This is a genomic window from Desulfosporomusa polytropa (genome assembly GCF_055380075.1).
Window position 1 is genome coordinate 242,184 of sequence record NZ_AP042400.1, and the last position, 13,092, is coordinate 255,275.

Consider the following 13,092-nt stretch of genomic DNA (forward strand, 5'->3'; position numbering starts at 1 on the left):
TCAGAAAAATAGGAGGAGCGTCTGATGAAATCAAACATTGGTAATAAACGATGGTATATTGTTGCTATGTTAGTATTATGTTTTACTTTTATGTATCTGGGACGAGCTAGTATCTCAATTGCCGGTCCAGTTCTCATGAAAGAGTATGGCTGGACTGGAACACAATTTGGCTTAGTGTCTACAGCCTTTTTTATTGGGTATGCCTTAACAATGCTTCCGGCTGGTTGGTTATCAGATCGGTTTGGGGCAACCAAAGTAATTGTTATTGGTACTTTGCTTTGGTCTGTGTTTACTTTGTTGACTCCTTTTGGTGCGGCAGCAATAAGTTCACTGATATTTATTCGCGTTATCGTAGGTTTAGGCCAAGGGGTTACATTGCCTGCTACCTCTTCGTTGGTAGCTAGATGGGTACCAAAACAGGAAGCAGGCAAAGCACAAGGTTGGACTCTTATCGGAGTTCCCCTGGGTGTTGTACTTACAATGCTTACAGGTGTTTATTTAATCCAGAATTATAATTGGCAAACAATATTTTATATATTTGCTATTCTTGGTCCGATATGGTGCGTAATCTGGACTAAATTTGGTAAGGATCGACCTGATCTGCACGCTTCCATTAGCAAGGAGGAATTAGAATACATCGTATCAGGCCAGGGCTCAAAAGATAGCGGCGGTCAAGCAGTCAGTTTAACCGCAAAAGAAATTTTTTCAACTATATCTGTATGGGGAGCGATTATTGCTTACTTTTGTTACAATTACGTTTTTTACTTGTTATTAACATGGTTACCCACCTATTTAGCCGTTGGTCGTGGTTTCACTCTAGTGAAAAGTGGTTACTATACGATGATTCCCTACCTTGTCGCGATGATTACTTATCCTTTAGGAGGAATCTTGGCTGACTGGGCATCGCAAAAATTTGGGGAAAATATTGGACGAAAATTGTTTCCTGTTTGTGGCTTAATCATCGGTGGGATTGCATTGATATTTGGCGCCCAGGCCAACAATGCTAACATGGCTATCGGCTTAATTGCAGCGTCTATGGGATGTCTAACCATTACCCAAGGGGGGTTCTTCTCCATTCCAATAATCTTTGCACCTAAAAATGCTGGTACGATAGTTGGGATGTATGGCTTTATTGGTACAATGGCAGGAATATCTGCACCGCTTGTTACTGGTATGGTTGTTGACTCCTACGGGTATAGTTATGCCTTATTCCTGGGATCTTCAATGGCAATTTTAGGTGCAATTATATTATTGACTGTCAAGATCAAACAGATTGAAGTTAAAACTAAATATTTGAGCGAAACTCCGGTTAATAATTAAGGGTATTATTTCACGGATAAAAAGCTAACCTCTAACTGGGCAGCCCCCAGTTAGAGGTTAGTAGAAATTATAAAGGGAGTGTATTGCATTGAAAGGATTAGAAGGAATCAAAGTAATTGAGCTAACTTCTTATATAGCAGCACCAGCATGCCCAAGAATTCTTGGCGAAATGGGGGCAGAAATTATTAAAATTGAACCCTTTACTGGTGATGAGCAACGTACTCAGGGTCCTGGTTATGGAATGTTGCGGGATGATATTGAAGATCCGGCCTTCGACATGGCTAGTCTTGATAAAAATTGGCTGAGCATTAATCTTAAAAGTAAAGAGGGTATAGAATTCGTTTATAAATTACTGGAAACTGCTGATGTCCTTGTTACAAACTTTAGAGATAAGGCATTGATTAAATTAGGTCTAGACTATAAGACTATTAGTAAAATGTTTCCACACATTGTTTATGCTCAAATGAGAGGCTATGGCGAGCGAGGTCCGGAAAGGGATTCCAGGGGGTACGATGCGACTGCTTATTCTGCTCGTGGCGGCATACTAACTGCATTCCCTCAGGTGGGTGAAAATCCTGTGAATGTGCCAGCTGCTTTTGGCGATTGGAATGCGAGTGGTTTTTTGACTGCTGGCGTGTTGGCCGCCTTGGTTAGAAAAGAGAAAACAGGTATGGGAGATAAGGTGGTCGTAAACCTCTATCATGTTGCTTGCTGGGGAATGCAGCATGCAGTTGTTTCCCGCCAGTCCGGGGCACTATATCCAAGATCCAGAAAACTGGTTCCTACTCCATCAAACAATTGCTATAAATCGCAAGACGGAATTTGGTTCCTGATATGTCAAGGTAACTATAATAAATACTTTGAACAGATGGTTACTGCGCTAGATATTGAAATGTTCATTGGCAATGAAGAATATGATACGTTAGAAAAGCTTACGGCAAATAAAACAAATGGCTATGTTGTTGAACTTTTCGAAAAAGCATTTGCCAAAAAGACATTTGCTGAATGGGAGGTAATTTTACGAGAAAACGAGATTCCTTATCAAAAAGCATTTACGGTTGATGATGTACTTGTGGATGAAGAAGCTTATGCGAATGACATTTTAAGACGTGTAGAATACAAATCGTATGGTCAACGGGTTATTCCTACAAGCCCAATTAGAATGAAGAGTGTTGGCGATCCTACGTTGTGGACATCTAAACCGATCGGATATGATACTCGTACCTATTTGCTAAAATATGGCTACTCTGAAGCTGATATTCAAAAGTTTATAGAAAATGGTGCAGTAAAAGTGTATGCGGGTAAACAATTAGAATTCGACAAATTAAGCAGCACATCAGCGTCTGAACTGCTTCCTTAAGAACACACCCTTATACTAGGACGTTTGGGACTATTCACGAAAGTGTAATTTTTCCAAACGTCCTAGTGATTTTTTCGCACCTCTTTACAGCTGTTCGCAAGGGGTACTGTTTAGATAATTTTCTTGTGACCAGTGCACAAAAAAATTCTTGAAATTTGAAACAACAGGGGAAAGTTTTTTCTTTTTTGGAAAAACCACTGACACAGTTCTAATTGCTTTCGGTTTAAAACGAACCACGGAAATGGTTTTTCCCGTAGTGGGTATAGCCATTTTCGCTATCCGAGAAGATAGTATCGCAATTCCCATACCTTCAGCTACAAGTCCAACGCAGGTATCAACGTAGTGCGCGTCATAGCCAAATTTTGGCTCAAATCCAGATAACTTACAAGCATCAATGGTGTCTGCAAAAGCCCCGGAAGACTTGGAAAGACAAACAAAAGTTTCTTCTGAAGCCTCGTGTAAATCGATAATCTCTCTGGAGGCAAACGGGTGTGAGGTATTAGTTATAATGACTAATTCGTCTTGGATTAGAGGATATGACTCTAGTGGTATCTTCTCTGGTTTATGTTTGTGGTATGCGGTAAGAAAGGCTACGTCAATTTTCCCACTTGCCAATAATGGGTATAGGTCAAAGCATTCAGCCTCATGGAATTCGAAAGAAATTTTCGGATAGGTTTTTCGGAAGGCTGCAATAAGTGGCGTGATACCAAAAGCGCCCAGTGCCGGGACATTGCCTATGGATATTTGGCCGCTTTCACCAACCACATATTGTTGCATAGCCAGGTTAATATCGGAAATATCCGATATTATCTTCTTGGCATGTTCAATAAACTCAGTGCCTGCTGGAGTCAGATGAACCGAGCGCGTGGTTCTTCCGAATAAGACGACTCCTAATTCATCCTCAAGTTTTTTTATTTGCTGAGATAAAGAGGAGGGGGTTACACAGACTTCCTCTGCCGCACGAGAAAAGTTTTGGTGTTTGGCTACCGCCAGTATGTACCTAAGTTGATATATTTCCATATAAGGCGTTCCTTTCTGGATCATAATCTAATACTATTCAATATTCTGGGTGATTCATGAACATCCTCCTAAGTGAGAATCTTGTAATAATTTGAAAAAAATCGATTTTTTGATTATTGAAGCTTTTTAATGGGTTTCGGGAACATAGCATTATTAAGTTTTGCTAATCAATCTTCGATAGACAGTTGATATTGCTCAATAGTCGTGTTGAATACAGTTTGTGATTTATTAGTATAGCTTAAGATTAATAGTGGCTGTTTTCTTTCACTTCATAATAGTTTTAATATTTATATTTATTAAATTGTTGCAAATAGTTAAACATATTACATTAAAGGAGACTTATGTAGTTTGATGTCAGATGATAGTAGCTGCATAATTTTGCGAATACTTCAATAATTTCAATAAAAATTCACAAAGGCATGTGAGTTTTTTCAAAAATATCTCCATAATCCCGAAGAATGAACAAATTTGAACGAAAGTGGGTGTGGAAATTGCCAAAAAACATACCATAATGATAATGCTCTCGTACATTTTGCCATGAGTGCTTATCTTTTAATGAACGATTATGCAATAGAGAGGAGGAATTACTGTGAGTTCAGGGTTTGGTAATAAGAGGTGGCATATTATTGGTATGTTGACATTGTGCTATACGATCCTGTATATGGATAGATCATGTATGTCGATGGCCGGACCCGCTATGATGAAACACTTTAACTGGAGTGCGACACAATATGGTCTTGTTGCAACAGCCTTCTTTATTGGTTACGCATGTACTCAGCTTCCGGGGGGGTGGCTGGCAGATCGCTTTGGTGGCGGAAAGGTTACAATGGTTGGAGCTCTTTGGTGGTCTCTGTTTGTATTTTTGACTCCTTTTGGCTCCACGCTGGGTTTAATGGTGATTATACGTATCGCAATGGGATGGGGCGAAGGCGTTTCATTGCCTGCTATGACTACAATTGTAGCACAGTGGATGCCTAAGAAAGAATCTGGCTTAGCCCAAGGACTGAGTCTTATGGGCGTGGCTATCGGGATTGCCGTCGCTATGCCGATATCAGCCTGGATTATTAATAAATGGGGCTGGGAGATGGTGTTTTATTCATTTGCCTTTATTGCTCCCGTTTGGGTTATTATCTGGTGGAAGTATGGTAAGGATAAGCCTGAGGAACATCCTACAATAAGTAAAGCAGAAATAGAATATATTAGAGCAGATCAGGGACGATTGTCAGAAGACTTAAATCAGGCAATGACCTTAACATCTAAAGACATATTTTCAACACCGTCAGTCTGGACAGGGGCAATATCATTTTTCTGTACCAACTACCTCTTTTATTTATTTATGACATGGTTACCAACGTACTTTGTGCGGGGACGTGGTTTCGAAATGGGGACAAGCGCAATATATACCATGATGCCATATCTTGTCGCCATATTCACATATCCCTTAGGCGGTTGGTTGGCTGATCAGGCAGCAAAGAAACTCGGACACAATATGGGAAGAAAGCTATTTCCGCTACTTGGCATGGTAGGTGCCGGAATCCTGTTAATATACGGCTCAAAAGCAACCGACGCGAATATGGCAGTAGCTTTAATATCAGCATCCAACGGTGTTTTATGCCTCACCATGGGTGGGTATTATTCCATGCCGATTGTATTTTCCCCTACCAATGCCGGAAAAATTGTTGGTCTTTATGCTACCTGTGCCACAATTGGTGGCATAACTGCACCACTGCTAACTGGTATTGTTGTGGATGCATACGGATATGACTATGCGTTATATTTAGGGGCTGGTTTATCAATAACGGGTGCGCTTATTTTGCTGACTAGTCAGGTTAAACCAATTATGCCTAGGGCCGATAGAAGCAAAAATCTACAGCGTGACTTAGCATAAAGCTTGAATTCATTCCGAGTGACGCCCTCGGTGCTATCATGCGATAGCGCCGAGGGCGTCATTATCTTTTCAGGTAAAGAACAAAATTGAGGACGGAAACGTAAAGCGGGAAATTAGTATTACAGTGATTAGTATAGTTAAAGATCAATTTAACAATTCAGTTTTGATTCATAATTATTTGATAATTTAAAAATGTTAAATTGTTGTAAATAATAAAGTATAGTACATTTTACATGAGGAGCAAAAAAACGGGTTTCCGAGAGTGTATGAAATGATTTGGGGAGGATTTTATTATGGGAAATATAGTAACAACCGAACAAAAAGAGTTAGTCGAAATGGTAAGGAACTTTGCACTTAAAGAAGTAAAACCGCATGTTAAGGAACTTGATGAAAAGGGAGAATTCCCGCTGGAACTTCTCAAGCAGGCTTTTGATATGGGTTTGCATTGTTTGGAAATACCCGAAGAATATGGTGGTTCAGGGTTGGATTATCAAACGACAGCAATTATTTTTGAGGAGTTAGCTAAAGTTGATGCTGGTTATGCTATTTCTCTTGTTACTACATTCGTTGCGTTACGGTCAGTTATTGCGGCTGGCAATGAAGCGCAGAAAAAGTTGTTTGCCGATATTATTATTCCTGGAGCCTTCGGAGGCTTCTGTTTAACAGAACCTAATTCTGGGTCAGATGCAGGCTCAATGAGAGGTACAGCTGTTAAAGATGGCGATGAGTATGTAATTAATGCTAGTAAATGTTTTGTTACCAACGGGGGTGTTGCCGACGTATTTGTCGTATTTGCTTCAACAGACAAGAGTAAAGGTGTCAAGGGTATATCCGCGTTTATTGTAGAGAGAAGCCGGGCCGGCATTACCGTTGGTAAACATGAAGATAAAATGGGGCTTAGATTATCAAATACTACAGATGTAACATTTACCGATGTAAGAGTGCCAGCTGACCATTTGCTTGGTAAAGAGGGAACAGGCTTTATCACAGCTATGAATACGTTAAATGTTTCAAGAGCTTTTGTTGGCGCTTTAGCTGTGGGTATTTGCCAGGCAGCTATTGACGAGGCTGTAAAATATGCCAAGGAAAGAGTTCAATTTAAAAAGCCGATTGGGCAATTGCAAGCGGTTCAAATGATTTTAGCTGATATGGAAATTCAGACCGAAGCAGCTCGTCAATTGGTTCACCATGCCATGATTTTGATGGATGATAATAAACCTGTTGTCAAAGAAGGCTCCATTACCAAGACATTCTGTGGCGATACTGTAGTGAAGGTAACTACTGATGCTGTTCAAATATTTGGCGGCTATGGTGTCAGCAAGGAATATCCAGTTGAGAAGCTGATGAGAGATTCCAAAGTATTCCAAATTTTTGAAGGAACAAATCAAATACAAAGATTAGTAATCGCAAAAGAAATGCTTAAGTAGTTGAATTAAGGGGGAGTAGTAGTTATGGATATTCTAGTTTGTGTAAAGCAGGTACCAGATACTTCAGAGATCAGGATAGACCCGGTAACCAATACGCTTATTCGAAGTGGTGTACCAAGTATCGTAAATCCATTTGATGCCAATGCCCTTGAAGCGGCAGTTCAACTAAAAGAGGATCACGGTGGCAGTGTAACTGTAATAAGCATGGGACCTGAACAAGCAAAGAATGCTCTAAAGGAATGTTTGTCTCTTGGCGCAGACAGGGCAGTACTCATAAGTGACCGGTTGTTTGGCGGATCTGATACCTTAGCAACAAGCTATATATTGGCAAATGCTATAAAAAGACTGGGAAAGTTCGACCTGATTCTTTGTGGTAAACAGGCAATTGATGGGGATACCGGTCAAGTTGGGCCTGAGATAGCAGAGCATCTTGGAATCGCACAACTTACCTTTGTTGCCAAGCTAGATGTTAAGGGAGACGTTATTACTGTTCAAAGAGAGCATGATGAAGGTTATGAAATTGTTGAAGCTAAGCTTCCTGTGGTAGTTACGGTAGTAAAATCTATTAATAAGCCTAGATATCCATCAATTAAAAGTAAATTGGCAGCAAATAAAGCTGTGATAGATGTACTTAAAGCTTCAGATTTGCCAGAAATCAATACTGAAAAAATAGGTCTTAAGGGCTCACCTACGAAGGTAAAGAAAACATTTACACCTCCTAGAAAAGAGTCTGGCATAAGAATTTGCGAAGATACCGGAAGTGGCTGTGCACTAAAATTATTCGAAAAATTAGTTGCTGCTAAACTTGTTTAAGGGGGAGAGCAATGATGAATATTGCAGACTATAAAAATGTGTGGGTATTTATAGAAAATGCTAATGGAGAAGCCAAAAATGTGGGTTTAGAGCTGCTGAACCAAGGTCGAATTCTGGCGGAGGCTAATAACGAGAAAATTATTGGCGTTGTCATTGGTAACGATGTAAATGCTGCGGTTAAATCGACAATTGCTTATGGTGCAGATGAGATAATTCTGGTAGAAGGCGAAGAATATAAAGACTACAATACCGACGGATATGCCAATGTAATGGTAACGTTAGTTGAAAAATTTAAACCGTCAGTAATCTTAATCGGAGCCTCAAATAATGGCAGAGATTTAGGTCCGCGGATTTCAGCGCGGCTCGCAACCGGTTTGACCGCTGATTGTACAGGCTTAGGGATTAACGAGGAAACAGGAGATATTACCTGGACAAGGCCAGCATTTGGCGGAAACCTTATGGCTACTATCTTATGTTCTAATACCAGACCACAGATTGGAACTGTAAGGCCGGGAGTATTTAAAAAGGCCCAGCCGGATACCACCAGAAGGGCACCAATTATAAAGGAAGAGATTAGAACACCTGCAGAGATAATTCGCACAAAAGTAGTTGGCTTTATAAAAGCCATGGACGAGGCTGCCGTTAAGCTGGAAGAGGCAGAAATAATTGTTTCCGGCGGCAGGGGTATGGGTAAGCCGGAAAACTTTGCCTTACTTAATGAATTCGCTGATCTCCTGGGAGGTGCCGTGGGAGCATCAAGGGCAGCTGTAGATGCAGGCTGGATGCCACCTCTACAGCAAGTAGGGCAAACAGGAAAAACAGTAGGTCCTAAGATTTACTTCGCCTGTGGTATTTCGGGGGCTATACAACATTTGGCAGGAATGTCATCATCGGATGTTATTGTGGCAATTAATAAAGATCCCGAGGCACCGATATTTGATGTGGCAGATTACGGAGTGGTAGGCGATTTGTTTGAGGTTATTCCTGTTCTCATGGAAGAAATAAGGAAGAACAAAGCCAGCTAATTTCAACAAATGGAAAATAAATAGAGTATGTTTTCTTCATTATCAGCCTCAAGAGGTGCATACTACCACCTTTAGAAGAAATCAGGGGGTGAGCGGAATGTCGTCACTGATTACGATTAATGAGTCCCGCAAACAACTTTACAGGCAAAAGGGCTATTGGGGTGATGCCACTCTGGCTGATTATTGGAGAATGGCGGTTTTAAGTTCCCCGGAAAAGATAGCAGTAATTGACTTACTGGGTACTAGTTATACCTATGCTGAATTGGATGATGCAGCCGGCAGAGTAGCAACCTTTTTGCAAGAGGTCGGTGTGAAGCCCGGGGAGTTTGTTTCCTTTCAATTACCCGGATGGGCTGAATTTACAGTTATTTACGTGGCCTGTTTGAAGGCAGGGGCAGTCGCAAATCCCATTTTACCCTGTTATCGTCAGAAAGAATTATTATATATTTTAAATAAATGTGAATCTAAAGTGCTTTTTTTCCCGTCTGAGTATCGGCGCTTTACCTATCTGCCTATGATTCAGTCATTAATCCCCCAAATCCCCAGTTTAAAGGAAATAGTTATAGTCGAAAAAGAAACCCAGACAGATGATGGTAATACGTTGCGTAGCGTAATGCAGCAATACTCACCCTTGCCCGATAACCGTGTAAGTAAGGCTGATGATTTGGCAGCAGTTTTATTCACTTCGGGAACAGTGGCTGCTCCCAAGGGTGTTATGTTTACACATAATAACATTATTGCCAGTGAAAAGGCGTTTGCTGCTGCGCTGAATTTCAACTATACAGACGTGATGCTAATGACAGCGCCAATGGCACACGCTACTGGTTTTCACCATGGTGTAACCATGCCATTTATATTCGGGGCTAAAAGTGTGCTTCAGGATAAATTTTCGGCAGAAACCAGTCTGGCATTAATCGCACGGGAAAAATGTACTTGTAGTATGGGGGCTACGCCGTTTGTCCACGATATACTTCGTTCATTACAAAGTAAGAAATATGATATATCTTCATTTCGTTTCTTTTTATGCGGCGGGGCGCCAATACCCAGGCACTTAGTTAAAGAATCCATGGAGGTAGGCCTTAAGGTAATTGGTGTATATGGCTCTACCGAGAGTATTCCCCATACCGCTGTTCACTTGGATGACCCCATTGAAAAAGTAATTAATACCGATGGTGTGCCTGTACCAAGTGTAGAGATAAAGGTGGTAGATGCTTCGCGTCAATCGGTGCCGGCGGGAATGGAAGGCGAGGAAGCGTCGCGGGGTCCCAATGTTTTTATGGGTTACCTTAAGGAGCCTGAATTGACGGCAGGTGTTTTCGACGAGGAAGGCTGGTACTATAGTGGCGATTTGTGTACTTTAGATGAGGATGGGTATATCAGAATTACTGGCAGAAAAAAGGACGTTATTATTCGCGGGGGCGAGAATATCAGTAGTGTGGAAATTGAAAATATTTTACTGCAAATCCCGAATGTTTATGAAACGGGCGTAGTGTCAATGCCAGATGAACGATTAGGTGAGAGAATTTGTGCTTACTTAGTTCTGAAAGAGGTAAATAACGGATTAACATTGGATAACGTAAAATCCTTTTTTGAAGAGAAAAGAGTGGCCAAGTGTAAGTACCCCGAGCGCTTGGAGATCGTAAGCAGTCTCCCAAGGTCTGCGGCAGGTAAGATACAGAAATTTGTGCTGCGTCAGGATATTAAAAATAAACTAAGCCAAGAGATTTCGGAACTCAAATAATCTTATACAGACTGTCGTATACGAGGCCGGCGGATGATTCGTCGGCCCTAAGTGTATATAATGCTGCTTAGAAGAACGGAAAAAGCCAAGAGTATTTTTGTACACAGTGATAACCTTCGTAAAACGGTTAGTAGAGGTGGAAGGAAGCGCAACAGTATGCTAGTATATACCTGCATAGAAAATTTGAAGCATTATCCTCCGATTTTTATGGCTTTAGGTACTTTCGATGGTGTACATATTGGTCACCAGCAGATTATACTAAAGACTGTTGCCCGAGCTAAAGCGGCCAAGGCCCTTAGTGCCGTGTTTACCTTCAGCAATCATCCGTTATCGATCATTGACCCTGGCCGCTGTCCGTCATTATTAATAACTAACAATGAAAAGATACAGTATCTTCAGTCGCTTGGAGTGGATCTAATAGTTAATATTCCATTTACCTGTGAGCTATTGAGTCAAACTCCTGAGGAGTTTATTCAGCTGCTTATTGGCAGCTTTAATTTGCAACATGTAGTGGTGGGAGGGAATTTCACCTACGGTTTTCGTTGCGGAGGAAGACCGGATGACCTAAGAGCTGCTGGCGGCAAATATAACTTTTCAGTAGATATCTGTCAGCTGGTTGATATTGATGGCATTCATGTTAGTAGCACCCGTATTCGACAGCTAATAGCAGGTGGTCGTGTTGGTGAGGCCGCAAGTCTGCTAAATCGTCCCTTCACCGTTAGTGGCAAAATGCTAAAAAGTAATTTAAGAAGTCGAAAATTCAGGTTCTTACGAGCGGGGGTAGCTATTCCTAACAGACTTATAATTCCAGCAGAAGGTGTGTATGTCGTGAAGGCAAAGCATCGTGGAAGCAGCTATCGTGGTGTGGCGAATATCGGCAATAACCTTGCATCCGTACGGCAACAAAGCAGAGTAGAGCTGCTGTTGGACTGCTTAGATGATGATTTGTATTACCAAGATATAAAAGTAGAATTCGTAGCTCGACTTCGAGGTAAGGGTAATATAAAAGCATCAGCAATGAGCTGGTGCTTTAGATATACATAATAACAAGCGGATGGAGGTTAGATTAATTATGAAAAATGAGTGTTATAAAGATACTCTTATAGAGGCATTGGGTATTAAAATAACTGAAATAGGTGAGGAGCAAGTTATTGCAACAATGCCGGTTAACGAAGCTACTCGCCAGCCGTTTGGATTATTACATGGTGGAGCTTCGGTCGCGTTAGCGGAAACAGTAGCTAGTATCGGTACATATTACTTTATTAATGAAGAGTTAGAATATGCTGTTGGCATAGAAATAAATGCAAATCATGTTCGAAGCAAAAAGGATGGATTTGTTACAGCAGTGGGAAAACCTATTCATCGCGGGAGAACGATTATGGTATGGGATATTAGAATCAGTGATGAAACCGGAAACATCATCTGTGTTTCAAGATGTACTATGGGTGTATTTCCCCAAAAAAGTGAGTAGCTGTAAAATACAAAGTCCTCGCAGTTGCGAGGACTTTGTATTTTACGTATTTTCCTAGATAATATCGAAATATTTATTCCGGGCGCGCATTAAATCAGTTTCAGAAATTTGGTTATCAGTAGTTCGGCAGATAAATTTCCCTACTATAGTATTGCTGCTATCCAGCAAGGACGTGATGTTCTTCATACATTCCCCAGCGTAACCGGAGTAAGGATAGTTGTCTGTAACGGTGAATAAAGCCAATTTTTGGTTGCGTAATTTTGTAAGATATGATGCTGCTTCAGCGTCAGCGGTAGCTTGGTTTATCAGAAAGACAACGGCAACCAAATCGAAAGTATCAGTAGCAGAGATTTCGTTAACAGAGATACAGGGAATATCGTCAGGGATTGTTTGCTGGATCGCTTGAGCAAGTTGTTGAACTGCCTGAGACTGACTTGAAAAAATGATTTGCTTTTTTTGCTCCACAAGCTGGAAAGGGGAGGATTTCTCAAGTTGGGTGCTTGGTACGATGAGCACCTGCACGTCAGTAAGTTCTTGTTCGAGACTATGCCGAATTAAGTCAACAGTCTGCTGAACTTGCTGCATTGTCTGGTCGGCGCCAAAACCGAGAAATATTTCGATATAAGCTATAGAGTTTTCCATACGAACCTTAAGATCCAATATATCCTCATACTGGTCAAAATAAGTAACTAGATTCTTAAGGGCGACTAAGGCAACCGATTCTTCGATGCTGTAAAATTTAAACAAGTGAGGCTGCAGCAGGGTGGCTTTAACGTCAGGCTTTATTCGGCAAATTCCCAACTCGCCCCCAATTTTATGGAGAAACCGCGCTACATTGACTAATTCTTCTGCTCCCTCTGCTGAGATGTAATCAGTAGCAGAAAGGTTGCAGATAATTTTTTTGGCACCGGCGTTGATAAGTTTAATCAACGTGGATTTTAGGACAATGGCGGCCTCAGCGTCAACCTGTGTCGGTAGTGAGAGGGCCTTTACTGTGTTACTATCTGCCATAAAATTTCTCCTTTTT

11 protein-coding genes are annotated in these 13,092 nt (G+C 41.1%); 9 read left to right on the top strand and 2 right to left on the bottom strand.

Annotation, left to right across the window (positions count from 1 at the left end; all coding sequences use genetic code 11):
- Window positions 1–24: 24 nt before the first annotated feature.
- On the top strand, window positions 25–1,320 hold the full coding sequence (locus ACZ449_RS02700; protein WP_464259536.1) for an MFS transporter: 1,296 nt from the start codon (window positions 25–27) through the stop codon (window positions 1,318–1,320).
- Window positions 1,321–1,408: 88 nt separating this feature from the next.
- Window positions 1,409–2,680 (top strand): CaiB/BaiF CoA transferase family protein, encoded by a 1,272-nt coding sequence (locus ACZ449_RS02705; protein ID WP_464259537.1) that lies wholly within the window; start codon window positions 1,409–1,411, stop codon window positions 2,678–2,680.
- An 84-nt stretch (window positions 2,681–2,764) separates the two neighbouring features.
- Here ACZ449_RS02705 and ACZ449_RS02710 read toward each other — a convergent pair whose 3' ends face one another.
- Window positions 2,765–3,700 carry a LysR family transcriptional regulator gene (locus ACZ449_RS02710; protein ID WP_464259538.1) on the bottom strand — a complete coding sequence of 312 codons (936 nt, stop codon included), beginning with the start codon at window positions 3,698–3,700 and terminating at the stop codon, window positions 2,765–2,767.
- Between the two features lie 589 nt (window positions 3,701–4,289).
- Between ACZ449_RS02710 and ACZ449_RS02715 the strand changes: the two genes are divergently transcribed.
- The 7 genes from ACZ449_RS02715 (at window position 4,290) to ACZ449_RS02745 (ending at window position 12,065) form a co-directional block, all read left to right on the top strand.
- Window positions 4,290–5,588: an MFS transporter gene (locus tag ACZ449_RS02715; protein WP_464259539.1), complete on the top strand. Its 1,299-nt coding sequence runs from the start codon at window positions 4,290–4,292 to the stop codon at window positions 5,586–5,588.
- A gap of 293 nt (window positions 5,589–5,881) precedes the next feature.
- Window positions 5,882–7,015, top strand: coding sequence for an acyl-CoA dehydrogenase family protein (locus ACZ449_RS02720; protein ID WP_464259540.1), 1,134 nt, complete (start codon window positions 5,882–5,884; stop codon window positions 7,013–7,015).
- Between the two features lie 24 nt (window positions 7,016–7,039).
- Window positions 7,040–7,828 (top strand): electron transfer flavoprotein subunit beta/FixA family protein, encoded by a 789-nt coding sequence (locus ACZ449_RS02725; protein WP_464259541.1) that lies wholly within the window; start codon window positions 7,040–7,042, stop codon window positions 7,826–7,828.
- Window positions 7,829–7,839: 11 nt separating this feature from the next.
- Window positions 7,840–8,853 (top strand): electron transfer flavoprotein subunit alpha/FixB family protein, encoded by a 1,014-nt coding sequence (locus ACZ449_RS02730; protein WP_464259542.1) that lies wholly within the window; start codon window positions 7,840–7,842, stop codon window positions 8,851–8,853.
- A gap of 97 nt (window positions 8,854–8,950) precedes the next feature.
- On the top strand, window positions 8,951–10,594 hold the full coding sequence (gene fadK, locus ACZ449_RS02735; RefSeq protein ID WP_464259543.1) for a medium-chain fatty-acid--CoA ligase: 1,644 nt from the start codon (window positions 8,951–8,953) through the stop codon (window positions 10,592–10,594).
- A gap of 156 nt (window positions 10,595–10,750) precedes the next feature.
- On the top strand, window positions 10,751–11,638 hold the full coding sequence (locus ACZ449_RS02740; protein WP_464259544.1) for a riboflavin kinase: 888 nt from the start codon (window positions 10,751–10,753) through the stop codon (window positions 11,636–11,638).
- A gap of 28 nt (window positions 11,639–11,666) precedes the next feature.
- The gene (locus ACZ449_RS02745) at window positions 11,667–12,065 is read left to right on the top strand and encodes a hotdog fold thioesterase (protein ID WP_464259545.1); all 399 of its coding nucleotides are present in this window, start codon (window positions 11,667–11,669) and stop codon (window positions 12,063–12,065) included.
- A gap of 54 nt (window positions 12,066–12,119) precedes the next feature.
- On the opposite strand, the gene ACZ449_RS02750 is transcribed toward ACZ449_RS02745, so the two are convergent.
- Window positions 12,120–13,076 (bottom strand): flavodoxin family protein, encoded by a 957-nt coding sequence (locus tag ACZ449_RS02750; protein WP_464259546.1) that lies wholly within the window; start codon window positions 13,074–13,076, stop codon window positions 12,120–12,122.
- Window positions 13,077–13,092: the final 16 nt, after the last annotated feature.

Coding starts and splice junctions, on each gene's coding strand:
- ACZ449_RS02700 (WP_464259536.1), top strand. CDS start 25: ATGAAATCAAACATTGGTAATAAACGATGGTATATTGTTGCTATGTTA.
- ACZ449_RS02710 (WP_464259538.1), bottom strand. CDS start 3,700: ATGGAAATATATCAACTTAGGTACATACTGGCGGTAGCCAAACACCAA.
- ACZ449_RS02720 (WP_464259540.1), top strand. CDS start 5,882: ATGGGAAATATAGTAACAACCGAACAAAAAGAGTTAGTCGAAATGGTA.
- ACZ449_RS02725 (WP_464259541.1), top strand. CDS start 7,040: ATGGATATTCTAGTTTGTGTAAAGCAGGTACCAGATACTTCAGAGATC.
- ACZ449_RS02730 (WP_464259542.1), top strand. CDS start 7,840: ATGATGAATATTGCAGACTATAAAAATGTGTGGGTATTTATAGAAAAT.
- fadK (WP_464259543.1), top strand. CDS start 8,951: ATGTCGTCACTGATTACGATTAATGAGTCCCGCAAACAACTTTACAGG.
- ACZ449_RS02740 (WP_464259544.1), top strand. CDS start 10,751: ATGCTAGTATATACCTGCATAGAAAATTTGAAGCATTATCCTCCGATT.
- ACZ449_RS02745 (WP_464259545.1), top strand. CDS start 11,667: ATGAAAAATGAGTGTTATAAAGATACTCTTATAGAGGCATTGGGTATT.
- ACZ449_RS02750 (WP_464259546.1), bottom strand. CDS start 13,076: ATGGCAGATAGTAACACAGTAAAGGCCCTCTCACTACCGACACAGGTT.